This is a genomic window from Martinezella sp. CNPSo 3890, assembly GCF_057784455.1.
Genome location: NZ_JBXSOR010000001.1, coordinates 565,745 through 584,777, shown reverse-complemented (window position 1 = coordinate 584,777; position 19,033 = coordinate 565,745). Strand labels below are relative to the sequence as shown.

14 protein-coding genes are annotated in these 19,033 nt (G+C 60.6%); 4 read left to right on the top strand and 10 right to left on the bottom strand.

What is annotated here, in order from left to right; all coding sequences use genetic code 11:
* The first annotated feature begins 82 nt into the window (after positions 1 to 82).
* Positions 83 to 274: a hypothetical protein gene (locus AC13RC_RS02890; RefSeq protein ID WP_092710297.1), complete on the top strand. Its 192-nt coding sequence runs from the start codon at positions 83 to 85 to the stop codon at positions 272 to 274.
* A 58-nt stretch (positions 275 to 332) separates the two neighbouring features.
* A complete protein-coding gene (locus AC13RC_RS02885) occupies positions 333 to 497 on the top strand; it encodes a hypothetical protein (RefSeq protein ID WP_168192546.1) in 165 nt (54 codons plus the stop codon).
* A 74-nt stretch (positions 498 to 571) separates the two neighbouring features.
* Here AC13RC_RS02885 and AC13RC_RS02880 read toward each other — a convergent pair whose 3' ends face one another.
* Positions 572 to 1,423, bottom strand: coding sequence for a hypothetical protein (locus tag AC13RC_RS02880; RefSeq protein ID WP_488556437.1), 852 nt, complete (start codon positions 1,421 to 1,423; stop codon positions 572 to 574).
* A gap of 469 nt (positions 1,424 to 1,892) precedes the next feature.
* On the opposite strand from AC13RC_RS02880, the gene pepN reads away from it, so the two are divergent.
* The gene (gene pepN / locus AC13RC_RS02875) at positions 1,893 to 4,541 is read left to right on the top strand and encodes an aminopeptidase N (RefSeq protein ID WP_488556436.1); all 2,649 of its coding nucleotides are present in this window, start codon (positions 1,893 to 1,895) and stop codon (positions 4,539 to 4,541) included.
* Between the two features lie 228 nt (positions 4,542 to 4,769).
* A complete protein-coding gene (locus AC13RC_RS02870; protein WP_183813262.1) occupies positions 4,770 to 7,085 on the top strand; it encodes a PAS domain-containing sensor histidine kinase in 2,316 nt (771 codons plus the stop codon).
* Here AC13RC_RS02870 and AC13RC_RS02865 read toward each other — a convergent pair whose 3' ends face one another.
* The 9 genes from AC13RC_RS02865 to AC13RC_RS02825 form a co-directional block, all read right to left on the bottom strand.
* Entirely contained in the window at positions 7,086 to 10,043 is a 2,958-nt protein-coding gene (locus tag AC13RC_RS02865) for a bifunctional [glutamine synthetase] adenylyltransferase/[glutamine synthetase]-adenylyl-L-tyrosine phosphorylase (protein WP_488556435.1), read from the bottom strand.
* 153 nt (positions 10,044 to 10,196) lie between these two features.
* Positions 10,197 to 11,612 (bottom strand): sensor histidine kinase, encoded by a 1,416-nt coding sequence (locus tag AC13RC_RS02860; RefSeq protein ID WP_145320685.1) that lies wholly within the window; start codon positions 11,610 to 11,612, stop codon positions 10,197 to 10,199.
* Complete coding sequence (locus AC13RC_RS02855; protein ID WP_069616091.1) at positions 11,609 to 12,367, bottom strand: response regulator transcription factor; 759 nt, start codon at positions 12,365 to 12,367, stop codon at positions 11,609 to 11,611. The genes AC13RC_RS02860 and AC13RC_RS02855 overlap by 4 nt, the downstream gene beginning before the upstream one ends.
* 104 nt (positions 12,368 to 12,471) lie before the next feature.
* Positions 12,472 to 14,028 carry a Do family serine endopeptidase gene (locus AC13RC_RS02850; protein WP_488556434.1) on the bottom strand — a complete coding sequence of 519 codons (1,557 nt, stop codon included), beginning with the start codon at positions 14,026 to 14,028 and terminating at the stop codon, positions 12,472 to 12,474.
* Between the two features lie 167 nt (positions 14,029 to 14,195).
* Positions 14,196 to 14,651, bottom strand: coding sequence for a cytochrome c-type biogenesis protein (locus AC13RC_RS02845; RefSeq protein WP_488556433.1), 456 nt, complete (start codon positions 14,649 to 14,651; stop codon positions 14,196 to 14,198).
* Between the two features lie 212 nt (positions 14,652 to 14,863).
* Positions 14,864 to 16,852, bottom strand: coding sequence for a heme lyase CcmF/NrfE family subunit (locus AC13RC_RS02840; RefSeq protein ID WP_488556432.1), 1,989 nt, complete (start codon positions 16,850 to 16,852; stop codon positions 14,864 to 14,866).
* Positions 16,849 to 17,298 carry a cytochrome c maturation protein CcmE gene (gene ccmE / locus AC13RC_RS02835; protein WP_488556431.1) on the bottom strand — a complete coding sequence of 150 codons (450 nt, stop codon included), beginning with the start codon at positions 17,296 to 17,298 and terminating at the stop codon, positions 16,849 to 16,851. The genes AC13RC_RS02840 and ccmE overlap by 4 nt, the downstream gene beginning before the upstream one ends.
* The gene (gene ccmI, locus AC13RC_RS02830; protein WP_488556430.1) at positions 17,295 to 18,437 is read right to left on the bottom strand and encodes a c-type cytochrome biogenesis protein CcmI; all 1,143 of its coding nucleotides are present in this window, start codon (positions 18,435 to 18,437) and stop codon (positions 17,295 to 17,297) included. Before ccmI ends, ccmE begins: the two co-directional genes overlap by 4 nt.
* A 95-nt stretch (positions 18,438 to 18,532) precedes the next feature.
* Positions 18,533 to 18,964 (bottom strand): RT0821/Lpp0805 family surface protein, encoded by a 432-nt coding sequence (locus AC13RC_RS02825; protein ID WP_488556429.1) that lies wholly within the window; start codon positions 18,962 to 18,964, stop codon positions 18,533 to 18,535.
* Positions 18,965 to 19,033 lie beyond the last annotated feature (69 nt).

Below are 19,033 nucleotides of genomic sequence, written 5' to 3'. Positions count from 1 at the left end.
TTCTTTTGCTGTGCGTTGCAGAATCTATGCTGCACTGCAATATAAAGGTTGTCTTGGGAGGAATTCGAAAGGAACCAAGGCAATGACTGCACGTTTTCGCCCTATTCACTGCGGGTTTGATACCCTGCGCCGCGCCATCGAGCCCGTGCGCGCCATAAACGGCCATCGCAATCTCGGCATTGCTGCCAATGAGCAGATGACCGCACGAGGCACCGGCATCTCGGCTCGCATCAGCCGCCCGACGGCAATTTTCGCCGATTTCCGCGCCTGCTGACTTGCGGGCGCGAATTGCCGGGCGATCCAGCGTAACGTTCAAGTATCGGGATTCCATCATGTCTTCAGGTTTGCGTTCATTCATCGCTCTGCTCGATTCCGTCGGCCATATCGGCTCTGCGGTGCGGGCCGCCGAGGAATTCGAGCGCGCACGCAATTTTCACAAGGACGAGTGCCGCAGCACAAGCGCTGCCCGGATCGTCGCGACCAGCATTCCGCTTTGAGATTTTACAGGCAGAATTACTCTGCCTGATCAACGGCCCGGACCGAACGGGCAGTTCCGAGAGAGCCCTGCCCTCTATGCGGACCGCGCCCAGGCGAAGGCCTCATCGACCGCAGCCAATTTTACGGCCTGCCATCCGCAATACTGATCGAGAAAATTGCGCGATATCCACATACGCGTCTTCTTGGGTTCGTCATGCCAGCCGATGTCTCCGCGGTCGGCAGATTTACGCAGGATACGCTGCAAATGGGTACGCGATATCATAAAATGCGCGGCGAGAGCGCGGGCATCGACATGGCCGATATCGATTCGATCGCCGACTTCTCCACTGAGATCCAGCCTTGATACGATATGATCGACAACAAGACCGCCGGATTCCGTCCAGAGAAATAGGCCTACGCTTTCCGGCGGTTCGCGCCAGATGTCGGCGGCCAGACAATTGCGGGTCATGCGCGGCTGTGCCAGATCCATCAGCATCGGCGAAGCCACTAGCGCGGCTGCGCGGCTGCCCTTGTCAAGGAGATCGAGCGCGGCCAGATTGGCGAGATACCAGCCGAACATCGCCGTATAGCTGATTTCGGTCGGCACGTAGCGGCGCGGACGGCGGGCGGGACCTGGAGCCAACTCCAGGAAGCGATAGGTCAGCAGTTCCTCGATGAAGCTCAGGACCGTGTTGCGGCTGGCGATGCGGTAATGCGTGATGAGGTTGCGCAGGGCAACAACGGTCAGCCCCGAACCCGGAATCCCCGGATCATATTCAAGATGAAGCGCATAGGCGGCCTGGGTCAGAAGCCAGCGCTGATGTGAGGCGAGCATGCGCGCAACCCTCGGGCCGCTATCATAACGGTTACGCAATGTCTCGGAGAGAAAGCTCAAGGATGCTACGAACTTGGGATGACGAGCAAGTTGCTCGATGGGAAAACTCAATCGGGCCTCCTGGGGTGCCCTTCTTAAAAGCAACAGAAAGTGGATGTTTCATTTTTGTGAACAAAACTATCGGAATCGATCATAATTCCGACATCTAATAGCATGCTATAGTTATGCAAGCGCTTTTATATCGCAAGGGGTTAAACAAATAATTTACTTTAAATTATTGTTTCCCGACCGTAACGGCCTGCATCCAACAGCAATGCAGTCATGATGATCCACCGGAACGTTATGGTAGCAATTGCACTGTCGGTCTGCAAATGCAGGCGTAGAGCTGCCACTTTTTATTTGAATAGCTGAATCGAGAACCGCTCGGCGGGCGAATACTTATTGTGCCATAACAAAACATATTGGCATTGCGATATGACTTTAACTTTGGTTCAGATTTCGGTGTAATGATGCGGCACTTTCAGTCCGGAGGAGGGCTTCGGACTGTGCCCGCCACAGCATAGCCTGATCAGGATAGACCATGCGCACAGACACCGGCCAGATCGTCAATCTGGCAGACTATCGTCCCACCGACTTCGTTCTGGAACGCGTGGACCTCACCTTCGATCTGCATCCGACCGAGACCAAGGTGGAGGCACGGCTGATCTTCCATCGGCGCAAAGGTGTCGATCCCAAGGCACCCCTGGTGCTCGATGGCGACGAGCTGGTGCTCTCCGGCCTGCTGCTCGATCAGACGGAGCTGCCTGCCGCGCAATATGACGCCACGCCTGAAAACCTCACGGTTCGCGATCTGCCGGAAAGCACGCCCTTCGAGCTGACGATCATGACCGTGATCAACCCGGAAGCCAACACGCAGCTGATGGGTCTCTATCGCACCGGCGGCATTTATTGCACGCAGTGCGAGGCCGAAGGCTTCCGCCGTATCACCTATTTCCCCGACCGGCCGGATGTTCTCGTCCCCTATACGGTCAACATCATCGCCGACAAGGCCGCCAATCCGCTGCTGCTGTCGAACGGCAATTTCCTCGGCGGCGCCGGCTATGGTGAAGGCAAGCATTTCGCCGCGTGGTTCGATCCGCACCCGAAGCCGAGCTATCTCTTCGCGCTCGTCGCTGGCGATCTTGGTGTCGTCGAAGACACGTTCACCACAATGTCCGGCCGTGAGGTCGCACTGAAGATCTATGTCGAGCACGGCAAGGAGCCGCGTGCGACCTACGCCATGGATGCGCTGAAGCGCTCGATGAAGTGGGACGAAGAGCGGTTCGGCCGCGAATACGATCTCGACATCTTCATGATCGTCGCCGTATCGGACTTCAACATGGGGGCGATGGAGAATAAGGGCCTCAACGTCTTCAACGACAAATACGTTCTGGCCGACCCAGAGACGGCAACCGATGCCGACTATGCCAATATCGAAGCCATCATCGCGCACGAATATTTCCACAACTGGACGGGCAACCGCATCACCTGCCGCGACTGGTTCCAGCTCTGCCTCAAGGAAGGCTTGACCGTCTATCGCGATCACGAGTTTTCCGCCGACCAACGTTCGCGTCCCGTCAAGCGGATTGCCGAAGTCCGTCACCTGAAGTCGGAACAGTTTCCAGAGGACAGCGGGCCGCTTGCCCATCCGGTACGGCCGACGACATACCGTGAAATCAATAACTTCTATACGACGACCGTCTATGAGAAGGGCAGCGAAGTCACACGCATGATCGCGACGCTGCTCGGCCGCGATCTCTTCAAGAAGGGCATGGACCTCTATTTCGATCGGCATGACGGACAGGCTGTCACGATCGAACATTTCGTCAGATGTTTCGAGGATGTCAGCGGCCGCGATCTCACGCAGTTTTCGCTGTGGTATCACCAAGCCGGCACGCCGCTCGTCACGGCATCCGGTGCCTATGATGCCGATGCCAAGACGTTCACCCTGTCGCTCGAGCAGATGGTGCCGGCGACGCCGGACCAGACCGTGAAGAAGCCGATGCACATTCCGCTACGCATGGGCTTGCTCGCCGAAGACGGCACGATCATCACGCCCGCGTCCGTTACCGGGGCAGAGCTCACCGACGATGTCCTGCATCTGACGAAGCAGGCGCAGACCGTGACATTCCACGGCATTCCCTCGCGGCCAGTTCTTTCGCTCAATCGCAGCTTCTCGACGCCGATCAACTTGCAATTCAGCCAGAGCGCCCAGGACCTTGCACTGATTGCTCGCTACGAGACCGATCATTTCGCCCGCTGGCAGGCGCTGATCGATCTTGGCCTGCCGAACCTCTTGCAGGCGGCGCGCGATATACGCCAAGGCACCGATATCACTTGCGATTCAGCCTTCACCGAGGCGCTGCTCGCAGCCGCAGCCGACGAAAGCCTGGAGCCGGCATTCCGCGCTCAGGCACTCGCCCTGCCCAGCGAGGCCGATATCGCCCGCGAACTCGGCGGCAACAACGACCCCGATGCCATTCACGCCGCGCGCCAGACGATCATCAAGCGGGTCGCGGAAGCTGGAAAGCATGTCTTCACTGCCCTCTATGACAGCATGCAGACGTCCGGCCCCTTTACCCCGGATTCGGCAAGCGCCGGTCGCCGCGCCTTGCGCAATACGGCACTGAGCTATCTCTCGCAGCTGGACGAGACGCCAGCGAGAGCAAAGGCCGCCTATGACGCGGCGAACAACATGACCGATCTCAGTGCGGCACTGACCATTCTGGCGCAGCGCTTCCCGGATACTGCCGAGACGGCGGCAGCGCTTGCGCATTTCCGCGACCGCTTCGCAGACAATGCGCTCGTCATCGACAAGTGGCTCGCCATTCAGGCCGCGATTCCTGGTGCCGGCGCGCTGGAGCGCATCCGGCTGCTCATGGGGACACCGCTGTTCAAGCACACCAATCCGAACCGCGTGCGGGCGCTGATCGGCACCTTCGCCTTCGCGAACCCCACCGGCTTTGGCCGCGTAGATGGTGCCGGATACAATTTCCTGGCCGACGAGATCCTCGAAATCGATCAGCGCAATCCGCAGCTTGCGGCACGCATCCTGACTTCGATGCGCTCCTGGCGACTGTTGGAGCCGGTGCGGGCAGACCATGCCCGCGCGGCGCTGATGCGGATCGAGCGCGCAGGCGGTCTTTCGACCGACGTGCGCGACATCGTCGAACGTATCCTCAAGGAGTGATTTCGATCGCCCGATGCGCCGGTTTCGAAGGCTGATTTGCGTCGGCCTTTCAGCTTCAACGAGTCCCGAAAGCATGCAACCTACCGCTGCGTGTGCAAAATATGCTGAAATCGCAGATGGTTAAGAAAGTTTTACCGCACCCTCTGGACAAGCCGAATCACGAATGATTCATTAGGGCAGATTCGGGCGAGCGGCGCAGCGAATCACACGAGGGACAAGGCTAAAGCGATGGTGGACGTGCGGCGGGCAACCGCGGCCGATGGACGGCTGCGTGTTAATTTCGACGGTCTGAAATCCTGGCATAGCGGCGTTACCGATCGAACCGGAGTGCGGATGGAGACGATTTCGCGTCGTTTTCCGCAGACGGAGCATATTCTCAAGCGCATCATTCCCGTCCTCATCGTTTCCTTCCTTATGGTCGTTGCCGCATCGCATTTCTTCGGCATGATCACGGAGCATAGCCGGATGGCGGCGGCCGCCCGCCGAACGACCTCTCTTTCCATCGCCGCCGCATCCGCCGCCTTTTCGAATGACGCCAGCCTGTTCCAGGCGGGAGACCGCAGCGGCGCAGAACGGAAACTGGCCTCCTATCTGCCGCAGGATCGACTGGACACCGGTGCTTTCGTCCTGTTGGTGCAGGCAAGCGGCCGGGTGTTCGGCTCATCGGCCGCCGGCTCAGGCTATATCGGAATGCTCGTCTCCGACTTCTTTCCCGAAGTGACGGCCATCCGCAGTTTTGGCGACCATGCCGGCGTAATCGAGACCATGATTGGCGGCGAGCCCTTCTACGCAGCCATTTCCCTGATCGGCGACAAGGGTGATTTCATTCTGTCGGCTGCATCGATGGATCAGATCGACAAGCTCTGGCGCGACGAGCTGACGCTGAACGTCACACTGTTTGCCGGTATATCCTCCATCCTGCTCGTCATCCTCTACGCCTATTATACGCAGGTGAAACGCGCCCGGGACGCCGACGAAATCTTCCTCGAATCCAACCTGCGGGTCGAGACCGCACTGTCGCGCGGGCGCTGTGGTCTTTGGGATTTCGATTTCACCAGCCGCCAATTCTTCTGGTCGCGGTCGATGTACGACATGCTCGGGCTGCCGGTCGCCGACAAGCCACTCGCTTTCACAGACGCGGCGCGGCTGATGCATCCGGATGATAACAGCCTGCATATGCTTGCCCGCACAGTCACCCGCGGCAATGCCGGCCAGGTGGACCAGATCCTGCGCATTCGCCACGCCAAAGGGCATTATGTCTGGATGCGCGCCCGCGCGCAGGTAATCCGCACCAATTCCGGCCGCGTCCACATGATCGGCATCGCGATGGACGTGACCGAACAGCACCGGCTGGCGCAGCGCTATGCCGAAGCCGACCAGCGGCTGGCCGATGCCATCGAGTGCACCTCCGAAGCCTTCGTGCTGTGGGACAAGAACGACCGCCTGGTGATGTGCAATGCCCATTTCCAGCAGGCTTACGGCCTGCCGGACAATGTGCTCGTGCCAGGCACCGAACGCGCCGTCGTCAATGCCGCTGCCGCGCGACCGGTCATCGAGCGCCGCATTGTCGATCCCGGCCGCTCCAATCACTCGCAGACGACGGAGGTGCAGCTCGCCGACGAGCGCTGGCTGCAGATCAATGAGCGTCGCACCCGCGACGGTGGCCTTGTCTCCGTCGGTACCGACATCACACAGCTCAAGCGCAATCAGGAGCGCCTTCGCGACTCCGAGCGCCGGCTGATGGCAACGATCAATGATCTCTCCGCATCGCGGCAGATTCTGGAGAAGCAGAAGGCGGAGCTTTCGACCGCCAACGCCAATTATCTCGCCGAGAAGGAGCGCGCCGAAGCCGCCAACAGGGCCAAATCGGAATTCCTCGCCAACATGTCGCATGAACTGCGCACGCCGCTCAACGCCATTCTCGGCTTCTCGGAAATCCTGCAGGACCAGATGTTCGGTCCGCTCGGCTCGGCCCGCTACAACGAATATGCCAAGGACATTCACGACAGCGGCAAGCATCTGCTCAACGTCATCAACGACATTCTCGACATGTCGAAGATCGAAGCCGGGCATATGAAGCTCTCCTGCGAGCGGATCAATCTCGCACCGCTCATCGAGGAATGCCTGCGCTTCACCCGCATTCCGGCCGCGCAGAAGAACATTCTCGTCGAGCAGGATATTTCCTCCGAGATCAAGCTCAATGCCGACCGGCGGGCGATGAAGCAGATCGTGCTAAACCTGCTCTCCAATGCCGTGAAATTCACCAATGACGGCGGCCGCATCGCGGTTCGCACACGCAGGGTCGACGATGCCGTCATGCTCGTCATCGCCGATACCGGTATCGGCATTCCGAAATCGGCGCTCGGCAAGATCGGCCAGCCCTTCGAACAGGTGCAGAGCCAATATGCCAAGAGCAAGGGAGGCTCCGGCCTGGGGCTCGCCATTTCCAGATCGCTGACCGCGCTGCATCAAGGCCGCATGCGCATCCGCTCGCGCGAAGGTATCGGCACGGTGATCGCAATCCGCATCCCGGATCAGAGCTGATCAGCTTCCGACTGTTGTCTGGAATACTTTCCGAACGGCCCTCGACAGGCGCTTCAGCTCCGCTTCCAGCGTGCGGATATCCGGGCAATCGCCGGCGCGGCAAACCAGCTCGATCAGGCCGGAAGGCGTGTTTTTCGGATCGAACGTGCCATCGATGCAAAGGCGGATAAGCTGCGACACTTCCGTATAGAGCTGCAGAGCTTCCAGGCAGACGTCCAGATCGTTGCGATCCATCAGGCTGCCGCCGAGCAGTTTCAACGCTTCGGCGGTGCTGAGGCCGTTTGCATCGATGCCAACGCCGCGAACCGAGGCGATCAGCCGCAGATATTGCGCGATGAATTCGATATCGATCAGGCCGCCGGGGATCAGTTTCAGATCCCAGATGCTTTCCGGCGGCTTTTCCTGTTCGATCAGGGCACGCATCTCGCGAACATCCTTAGCGATCCTGGCGACATCTCTCTTTGTCGAAAGAACCTCGCCTATGACGCGCTCCGCATCGTTCACCAGCTTCTCGTCGCCGCAGATCAGGCGCGACCGCGATAGCGCCATATGTTCCCACGTCCAGGCTTCCTCGCGCTGGTACTTCTCGAAGGAATTGATGCGCGTGGCGACCGGCCCCTTGTTGCCGGAGGGACGCAAGCGCATGTCCACCTCATAGAGCACGCCCTCGGCCGTCGGTGCAGAGAGGGCCGCGATCAGGCGCTGCGTGATACGCGTGAAATATCGCGTGGCATCGAGCGACTTCGGACCATCGGATTCGCTGGCTGCGTCGTCGTAATCGTAAAGCAGGATGATATCGATATCGGAACCAGCCGAGAGCTCGAAACTGCCAAGTTTGCCCATTCCGACTATGGCAACTCGCCCGCCGGGATAGTCCCCATGCGCCGCCCGAATTTCCTTCATGACGGCGTCCAGTGCCGCCTCGACGATGAGATCGGCAAGATAAGTAAAGGCGCGTGCCGCCATGACCCCGCCGATTGCACCCGTCAACAGGCGAATGCCGATCAGGAAACGCTGTTCGGAGGCAAAGATGCGCAAGAGATCGAGCGTCTCTTCATAATGCCGTGCTGGGGCAAGAAAGCTCTGGAGGCGCTCTGCCAGATAGTCGCGCGTCGGCAATTCCGCCATCAGCGTTGGATCCAGCATGCCGTCAAAGACATGCGGCTTGGCCGCGATGATCTCGGCAAGTCGCGGCGCCGACGACATAATGTTGACGATGAGCGAGAGAAGCGCCGGATTGTTCCCGAGCAGCGAGAAGAGCTGTATGCCTGCCGGCAGGCCGGAAATGAAGCTGTCGAAGCGCAACAAAGCCTTGTCGGCACGCTTGCTTTCGCCAAAGACTCGCAGCAGCTCCGGCGTCAGTTCCGTCAACCGTTCTCGTGCCTCTACCGATTGCGTCGCGCGATATCGACCGTAATGCCAGGTGCGGATGACGTTGGCGATGTCAGAGGGGCGATCGAAGCCAAGACGGCGTAGCGTCTCCAGGGTATCGGGATCGTCGCCCTGGCCGGTAAAGACCAGATTGCCGGTTTCGCTCGATAGTTTGGTTTCCTGTTCGAACAGGCGCGCATAGCGGCGCTCGACGGTTTTCAACGTCGTCACCAGCGCTTCGGAAAAAGCCGACACGTCGGCAAAACCCATCATGTAGGCGATGCGGCGGAGTTCGGCATCGGTTTCCGGCAACAGATGCGTCTGCTCGTCGCGCACCATCTGGATGCGATGCTCGACGTCGCGCAGGAACCAATAGGCCGTCACCAGTTCGTCGCGCGTTTCCGCATCGATCCACTTCGCCTCGGTCAGCTCGAAAAGCGTCTCCTCCGTCGATCGGCTGCGCAGAGACGGCATGCGACCGCCAGCAATCAGCTGCTGCGTCTGCACGAAGAACTCAATCTCGCGAATGCCGCCGCGGCCAAGCTTGACGTTATGGCCTTTGACCGCGATGGCGCCGTGTCCTTTATGCGCGTGGATCTGCCGCTTGATGGAGTGGATGTCTGATATCGCGGCGTAATCCAGATATTTGCGGAAGACGAAGGGCACGAGATCGTGGATGAAAGCCTGACCGGCGGCAATATCACCGCCGACGGGACGCGCCTTGATGAAGGCGGCGCGCTCCCAGTTCTGCCCCCTGCCCTCGTAATAGATCATCGCAGCGTCCACAGGGATCGCGAGCGGCGTGGAGCCGGGATCGGGACGCAGACGGAGATCGGTGCGGAAGACATAGCCATCTGCCGTGCGCTCCTGCAGGATGCGCACCAGCCGGCGCATCAGCCGCGGGAAGATGTCGATGGCATCATCGGGATCGGGCACGATGCCTGCCGTCTCATCGAAAAAGACAACCAGATCGATGTCGGAGGAATAGTTCAGCTCTTCGGCGCCGAGCTTGCCCATCCCGAGGACGATCAACCCGGATTTCCAGCTCGGGGCGGCGGGATCGGGAACCACGATCTTGCCGGCCTCGTGCGACGACAGCAACAGGTGATCGATCGCCGCTGAGATGGAGGCCTCTGCAAGCCTGCTCAGCCAGCGTGTCGTCACCCTGCCGTCATAGATGCGTGCGAGATCGGCAAGGGCAACGAGGAAGGCCGCACGGCGTTTGGCAATGCGCAGACGGCTCATTACCTCAGATTCAGCAGGAGAGGCACCTTCCCCATCCGCGGGCAGCCAGGCGCGGCGAGCCTCTTCCACCAGCCCTTCGATTTGCGGCGAAAGCGGCTTCTCGATCGCGGCGACGAGGAGCGACGGTTCGAGATTGGCGATTTCGCGCAAATGAGGGGACAGGGTCAGAGCGGCCACGATGAAATCCCGCAACGCACTCTCGCCCGCAAGGAGATCGGCAACGACCGGCTCCGTTCCGGCGATCTGCTTGAGATCGGCAAGCGCAGACTTCGTCTCCGTCTGGTTCAACGGCCGCAACCGCCCGGCCGGAACATCCCGCAGCAAATCGCTTTGCGTCGTCATGCAGTTCTCCCCAACAGCAAGCGGATAGAGCATGATGCCGAAAAGTATGAGCGGTTTTCGGATAACATCATGCTCTACTTCTTTGACGCTAGAGCGGATTCAGATTTCAGGTCGTTTCGACCTAAAATCATCCGGCTCTAGTGCAGGATTAACCTATTGTTTCTGCATGGGGAAGATCATGGTGACCGTTAATCCCTTCGCGTCGGGACTGTCGGGGACCGTATCGGAAAGCTCAAGCCGACCGCCATGCAGCTCCATGACAGCCTCCACCAGTGCAAGGCCGAGGCCTGTTCCCGGCTTCGAGCGGCTTTCGTCCAGACGGAAGAAACGCTTGACCACATCGGCACGCTGATGGGCGGGAATGCCTGGCCCATGATCGGCGACCGCGAGCGTCACGGCGTCGTTGGTGCGCGCCAGCTTGAAGGTGATCGTCTGCTCGCCGTTGCAGCCCGTCGCATATTTGAGGGCATTGTCGATGAGATTGAAGAGTGCCTGACCGATCAGCTCGCGATTGCCCTGAATTTCGACATTCGGCTCGATATCGGCCGTCAGCGTCAGACCCGCCTCTTCTGCGACCGGCTCATAGAGTTCGGCGGTATCGGCGACGATTGAAGAGAGATCGACTTCAGTCATTTCCGCCGCTACCGACCCCGCCTCGACGCGGGAAATCATCAGAAGGGCATTGAAGGTGCGAATCAGCTGATCGGATTCGCCGATAATGCCCTCAAGGGCGACACGACGACCCTCGTTGTCGGCACTGTCGAGCGCATCGGCGGCCTTGTTGCGCAGGCGCGTCAGCGGCGTCTTGAGGTCATGAGCGATATTGTCGGAGACCTGTCGCAGCCCTTCGTTCAGCTTCTCGATGCGCTCGAGCATCGCATTCAGCGAGGCGGACATGCGGTCGAACTCATCGCCGGAACCACCGACCGGCAGCCGCTGCGAGAGATCGCCCGCCATGATCTTGCGGCTTGCATCCGTCATACGATCGATGCGCTTCAAAGCGTTGCGGCCGATGCCGAACCAGATGACCAGTGCGCCGAGGCCCATGATCGCCAGCGCCAGCATCAGCGCCTGGCGTACCAGCACGCGGAAGCGCTCGGGCTCGCCGAGGTCGCGGCCGATCAGGATGCGCAAGCCGTTGTCGAGAATGAAAATGTTGGCAATTGCCAGATGCCGGCGCTCCGGATCATTTGAGGCGTCGGTGTAGCGCTCGTAGGAGAAGGGCAACTCCGTCCAGCCGGCCTGGCCGAGCACACCGGGCTGCACGGAGGCGACGTTGCCGGCCAGGATATCGCCCGATGGCCCGGCAATGACATAGAGATTGGCACCCGGCTGACGGGCGCGGCGCTCCATGGTGCGCAGAAGCAGGTTCAGACCGCCGATGTCGTAGGCGCGCTTGACCTGACTAACCTCCTGCTGGACTGCATCGCGGATCTGCCCCGTCAGCAGCCGTTCGGACATGGCCGTGACGTAGAAGACGAGCGTCGCGGCACAAAGCGAGAAAAGAAGGATGTAGAGGGCGGAAAGGCGGACTGCGGTGGACTTGAAGAGGACGCGGAAGCGGCTCATCCCTCGTCCTTGATCATGTAGCCGGCGCCGCGAATCGTCTTCAGCAGCGGCTGGCTGAAATCCTTCTCGATCTTGGAGCGCAGACGCGAGACATGGACGTCGATGACGTTCGTCTGCGGATCAAAATGATAATCCCAGACATTTTCCAGCAGCATGGTGCGGGTCACGACCTGGCCGGCATTCTTCATCAGATATTCCAGCAGACGGAATTCGCGCGGCTGCAGCAGGATTTCCTTGCCGCCGCGGCGCACCTCATGCGAGAGGCGGTCCAGTTCCAGATCGCCGACGCGATAAAGAACATCCTGTTCCGGCGTCCCCTTGCGGCGGCCGAGCACTTCGACGCGGGCCAAAAGCTCGCTGAAGGCATAGGGCTTCGGCAGGTAATCGTCGCCGCCGGCGCGCAGGCCGGTGACGCGGTCATCGACCTGACCGAGCGCAGAAAGGATCAGAACCGGCGTGTGAACGCCCTTGCGACGCAATTCGCTTATGACGGAGAGGCCATCGCGGCGCGGCAGCATGCGGTCGATGATGGCGACATCGTAGGTGTTTTCAGTGGCCATGAAGAGACCGCTCTCGCCGTCGCTAGCGTGATCGGCAATGATGCCGGCCTCGCGAAACGCCTTGGTGAGATAAGCCGCCGCTTCGAGATCGTCTTCGATGATCAGAATCTTCATATGGGCGACATTACCTGCCGAGGCTGCCTCGGCACAACCAGAATCGGAGGAATTCACGGCATGTTGGCCAGCGGTTGTCATCTTTCACCTGCCTTGGAGCCAGTCATCTTCGACATGTTCTAAAAAGGAAGCCGCGCAAGCCGTGGCCTGCGCGGCTTCCTGATTCATTTCATCCGATTAAAGGATCAACCGGCATTGATTGGGAGAGCGACGAAGCGGCTGCCATTGCCGGACTGAATCTGGAACAGGGCGCGCGTGCGTCCATCCTTCTTCGCCTGCTCGATGACCTTGGCGATATCGCCGGCGTTCGAGACCTGCTGGTTGTTGACCGAGGTGATCTTCTCGCCCTCCTTCACGCCCTTGTCGGCGGCATCGGAGTCGGGATCGACCGCGGTGATCGCAACACCCTTGCCATCGTCGGAAGGGCCGACGGTGAGACCGAGGTCAGCCAGCGCCTTCTCGGAGGACGGCTGCTGCGGCTGCTGATCCGACTGCGAGTCGTCATTGGAAGCCTGGTTCTGATCGGCAGGCAATGTGCCGAGTTCGACCGTGACCGACTGCGACTTGCCGCCGCGCCACAGCGAAACCTCAACCTTGGAGCCTGGCTGCATGGCGCCGATGCGACGAGCGAGATCGCGCGGGTCCTTGACCGGATCGCCATTGACCGCCGTGACGACGTCACCATTCTTGATGCCGGCCTTCTGGCCAGGCGAACCATCCTGCGGGGAGACGACCAGAGCACCGCTTGCTTCGGCAAGGCCGAGCGATTCGGCGATGTCCTTCGTGACGGGCTGGATCTGAACGCCGAGCCAGCCGCGTGAAACCGTGCCGGTCTTGATCAGGTCGGTCACGACGTCCTTGGCGGTGGTCGCCGGGATTGCGAAGGCAATGCCGACGCTGCCGCCTGACTGCGAGAAGATCGCGGTATTGATGCCAACCACCTGGCCGTTGAGGTTGAAGGTCGGGCCACCCGAGTTGCCCTTGTTCACCGGCGCATCGATCTGGATATAATCGTCATAGGGGCCGGAATGAATGTCGCGGCCGCGAGCCGAGACGATACCGGCGGTGACCGTGCCGCCGAGGCCGAAGGGGTTGCCAACGGCAACGACCCAATCGCCGACGCGGACCTTGGAATCATCGGCCCAGCCGACATAGGTGAACTTCTTGCCCTTAGGATCGACCTTGAGGACTGCGAGGTCGGTGCGGCTATCCTTGCCGACGAGCTTGGCGTCGAGCTCGGTGCCGTCATTGAGGACGACGACGAAAGCGGCACCGTCGGAAACGACGTGATTGTTGGTGACGATGTATCCGTCTTCGGAGACGAAGAAGCCGGATCCTTGAGCGACCGGACGCAGACGGCCCTTGTCATCGGAATTCTTCTGCTGGTTCTGGCCATGCTGCTGGCCGCGACCCTGCTGCTGCTCGAATTGGCGGAAGAACTTCTTCAACGGGTGATCGTCCGGAAGATCATCGAAACCGCGGCCGAGACCGAAGGAATCGTCGTCATCGGCAACCGGATTGACACGGGATTCGACGCGGACCGAAACGACGGCCGGCGATACGGCGTCGACCACATTGGCAAAGCTCGGAACCTGCGGCGCCTGAACGTTGACGGCATCGGCATAGGCACCGGTAACTACGGCCGGAACACCCGTTGCCAGGGCAGCAACAGCGAGGCCGGCGACGACGGAAGCCTTCATAGCGGTGCTGCGGGACAAAGTGTCCTTGATATTCCTGAACATATGCGAATTACCTTCTCTTTTCTCGTCAGATTTGCGCCGGCCAAACCGGCTGTGTTGCGCCATAATGAAGATATAGGGCACGGCACCTTACAACGAACTGTCCGCCCCATGAAAAATTCGTAATGTAAGGTATCGGTGCAACATTATGACGAAAGACGACAGTCGGGTCACTTTCCGAGGATATCTTTAAGCTGCGCCTCTTCATCGGCGCTCAAAGCGCTGCCGGTAGGCTCGCCGACGCGGCGGCGCGCGTATACGGCAAGGGCCAATCCGCCTGCTACGAAGAGCACGATCGGTGCTCCCCAGAGGATGTATGTCTTCTCGCTCAAGCGCGGCTTGAGCAGCACAAACTCGCCGTAGCGCGAGACGATGTAATCCAGCACCTGCTGATCGCTGTCGCCATCGGTCAGGCGCTTGCGCACCAGCAAGCGCAGGTCACGCGCAAGATCCGCATTGGAATCATCGATGGATTGATTCTGGCAGACCATGCAGCGCAGTTCGGCCGAGATCGTGCGTGCCCGTGCCTCCAAGGCCGGATCGGAGAGGACTTCATCGGGATTGACGGCAAAGGCAGGGGCCGCAGCAAAGAGCAATGCCAACAACATAAGCAGGCGCGCGAACACCGCTACCTTCTTCCCGGCCCCGCTATTCTTAACACGCAATACCCCCTCATCCGCCCTTCGGGCACCTTCTCCCCGAGGGGAGAAGGGAAAACCGCTGCAGTCTTCCTCGACTGGCTTTTGTGCGATACCGGCACCACAGCGGCAATTTCCCCTTCTCCCCTCGGGGAGAAGGTGCCCCGTAGGGGCGGATGAGGGGGTATTGGTCAAACCTATCATTCTGCCGGCTCCATGGCCGGGCGAACTGGTTTCGCCTTGCGGCTCGGTGCGCCGACGCGCAGGCGGCGGTCGCTGAGCGACACGAAGCCGCCGGCCGCCATGATGAGCGCGCCAAGCCAGATGCAAAGAATAAACGGCTTCCACCAGATGCGCACGACCATGCCGCCATCCTTGCTGGCGTCGCCGACCGACACATAGAGCTGGTTGAGGCCGAGCGTGAGAATGCCGGATTCGGTGGTCGCCGTGCGGCTTGCGGTAAAGACGCGTTTGGCGGACGACATCTCCGCAAAGGCAACCCCGCCACGGCTAACGGTGAAGTGGGCGCGATCCTCGGTAAAATTGGGGCCGACGCCCGGCTGCACTCCATCGAAGCGCAAGCTGTAGCCGCCAAGCTCGGCGGTCTCGCCCGGCTTCATGCTGGTGATGTGTTCTCCCTCGAAAGTCGTCACAGCGACGATGCCGAGTACGGTAATGCCGAGGCCGGCATGGGCTAGCGCGGTGCCGAAGGCAGAGCGCGGCAGCCCGCTCAGGCGGCGCCAGGCGACACCAGCCGCCACCTTGCCGACGCCGGCGCGATACCAGAGATCGGCCAAGGCGCCGAAGACCAGAAATAAGCCTGCCGCAAGGCCGAGAGCGGCCAGTACGGGGCCGCCGTGCTCGATGTAAAACAGAACAAGGCCAGCCAGGAAGGCTAGGCCTGCCACGAGGTAGAGCCTCTGCAGTGCGCCGAGCAGGTCGCCGCGCTTCCAGGCGAGCAGCGGCCCGAACGGCACAGCGATGAGGATCGGGGTCATCAACAGCCCGAACGTCATGTTGAAGAAGGGCGGGCCAACAGAGATCTTGTCGCCGGTCAGTGTTTCGAGCGCCAGCGGATAGAGCGTGCCGGTCAATACCGTGCCGCAGGCGACCGTGAGGATCAGGTTGTTCAGCACGAGCGCCCCCTCGCGCGAGATCGGCGCGAACAATCCGCCGGCAGCAAGCTTCGGCGCACGCAGCGCGAAAAGCGACAAGGCCCCGCCGATGAAGATCAGGAGAATGCAGAGAATGAAGATACCGCGCGTCGGATCGCTGGCGAAGGAATGGACAGAGGTCAGCACGCCGGAACGCACGAGGAAGGTGCCGAGCAGTGACAGCGAAAACGTCAGGATTGCCAGCAGCACCGTCCAGATCTTCAGGGCGTCGCGCTTTTCCATGACCAGTGCCGAATGCAGCAGGGCCGTGCCGGCGAGCCAGGGCATGAAGGAGGCATTTTCCACCGGATCCCAGAACCACCAGCCGCCCCAGCCGAGCTCGTAATAGGCCCAGTAGGAGCCCATGGCGATGCCGAGCGTCAGGAAGCTCCAGGCGGCGAGCGTCCAAGGCCGGACCCAGCGTGCCCAAGCGGCATCGATGCGACCTTCCAGAAGCGCGGCGACGGCAAAGGAGAAGCAGACGGAGAAGCCAACATAGCCGAGATAGAGCAAGGGCGGATGGATCGCCAAACCGATATCCTGGAGGACGGGATTGAGATCCTTGCCCTCGGCCGGCGCCGGGTTGAGCCGAATAAAGGGATTGGAGGTGAGCAGAATGAAGACAAGGAAGGCCGAGGAGATCCACGACTGTACAGCCAGCACATTGGCACGCAGCACATCCGGCAGATTGCGGCCGAAGAGCGCGACGAACGCACTGAAGAGCGCCAGGATCAAGAGCCAGAGCATCATCGATCCCTCGTGATTGCCCCAGACGCCGGAGATCTTGAAGATCAGCGGCATCAGCGAATGGGAATTGGCCCAGACATTGAGGACGGAGAAATCGGAGGCGACATAGGCGTAGGTCAGCACGCCGAAGGAGAAGGCGACGAGCAGGAACATGACGATGGAGCCGACCGGGGCGATATCCATCATCGACACGTCCCCGCGCCGGGCACCGACGACAGGCAGGATGGAGACAATCAGCGCGGTCGCGAGCGCCAGCACCAGGGCATAGTGTCCGAGCTCGATGATCATTGGCTGGCCTCCTCGCCTTTCCAGACGCCATCAGCCTTCAGCTTGTCGGCGACCTGCTTCGGCATGTAACGTTCATCATGCTTGGCGAGCACGCTGTCGGCAACGAAAACGTCACTGCCCTGCTCGAACTTGCCTTCGGTGACGACGCCCTGCCCTTCGCGGAACAAGTCCGGCAGGATGCCATCATACTTGACCTTGATCGTATCGGTGCCGTCGGTGACCGAGAATTGAACCTGCGTTCCCTGACCGCGCACGATCGAGCCTCCACCGACGAGGCCGCCGAGGCGGATCAGCGTCCCGGCATTGACCGGTGTCTTGGCGAGATCCGCCGGCATATAGAAATAGGCGACCGACTGGCTGAAGGCGAACAGCACGAGCAACACGGCGGCGGCGATGAAACCCATACCGCCGGCGATCACGGCCAGACGTTTCTGCTTGCGGGTCATTGCTGCGTCACCTCCGTCGGCAGTCCCAATTCCTTCGCCAGCGTCAGAAGCTGCTGGCCCTCTCCTCCATCGGCCGGAAAGGCCGCAAGACCGCGCTTCAATGCATCCGCCGCGCGCTCCCGATCATTCAGCACGGCGTAGGAGCGGATCAACCGCATCCAGCCCTCGAAATTCTTCGGATCTTGCTTGAGCTTGGCATCGAGGCTGTCGACCATGCCGCGGATCATCTGCTGGCGATCGCCGCTGCTCAGCGCATTGGCCGCAGCGACATCCTCCGCAGTCGGATTGCCGGGTGCATTGTCATTGGCGGATGCCATCGCCCGGCCGCCATTCTTGATGATATGCTCATTGACCGCGGCAAGCCAGGGTGCGTCAGGCGGCGATTGTTTTGCCAAGGCCTCAAAGGCCGTTTTCGCATCGGCCGCCTTGCCCTCCTGCTCCAGTGCCAGCGCCAGATAGAAAAGCGTGCGCGGATTGGTGGCATCGAGCGCCAGCGATTGCTGCAGCACCTCGCGCGCCTCCGCAGTCACAATGCCATTGGCCTTCACGACCAGCACCTCGCCCAGATCGCCAAGCCGAGCTGCGTTCGGTCCCAGCAGGCGGATGACATTGCGATAGGCAAGCTCGGCGTCGCCGATGCGGTTGGTCTTGAAATAGATCGGGGCCAGTACCTCCCAGCCCTTGGCATCATCCGGGTTCTTGGCCAGATGCTGCTCGATCTTGACGATCGAGATGGCAAGATCGTTTCCCGGCTTCTCCAGCCGCGCTTCCAGCGGCTGCGCCGGCAGGCCGGGATCGCCATTGACGAGATAGAGACAGAGACCAACGGCCGGAAGAAGGATGATGATGAAGGCCTGGGCAAGACGATAGCTGCCATGCGCGGGCGATTTCGCTGCCGTCTTCTTGTCCTTCGCGGCTGCGATGAGACGCCGTCCGATTTCGGCGCGGGCATAGTCGGCCTCCTGCGCGGAGATGAGGCCGCTGGCAAGGTCCCGGTCCAGTTCGCTGAGCTGATCGCGATAGACCTCGGCCTCTCCGGAACGACGGTCCTCCGCCTCCTTCGCACCACGCAGAAGGGGATAGAGGAGCACAGCGCCGACAACCGCCGTAAGAACGGCCACGAGAATCCAGAACAGCATAGACGCCCAATACTTTAACGGGGCGCTTATTCCAACCGGGAAAGGCTATCTGACGAAGATTTGAGGCGTTTGGCCGCGCCTTTCAGTGCAGACGCCTATTCAAGCGGCGTCCAGGTGCCGTCGTCATTGCGGCAGGCCGCGCCCCTCGCAGTCGTCGGCTTGCCGTCGACCGTGACCGTATGCGTATATTGCCGGCAATTCTGCGAGCCGACCTGGTAGGGCGCAGCGGGAACAACCTCGCCGCTTGCATTCCTGCCCTTCCATGCCACAGGTTGGCCGAGAGGCGAGGTTTCGAGGGCACGATATTCCGCTTCCAGCGCACGCTGTTTGTCGTTGTCGCTCAGCTTGATGCCGGTGCGCTCGACGATACCACCATCAAGAGCATTGATGAAGGTCGCTGAGGCCGGAGGCTTCGCAGTCGAGAACAGGCTCTTGCTGCCACCGAGGCCGCCCGTGGTCGAGCAACCTGAAAGCGCAAGCGCGGCAAAAAGAGAGGGAATGACCAGAAAAAAGGTACGAAGCTTCATACAACCGAACCAGTATCAAAAAGCAAAACCATAGGTACTGCGCTGCGGCATCATCATGACCCACAACGC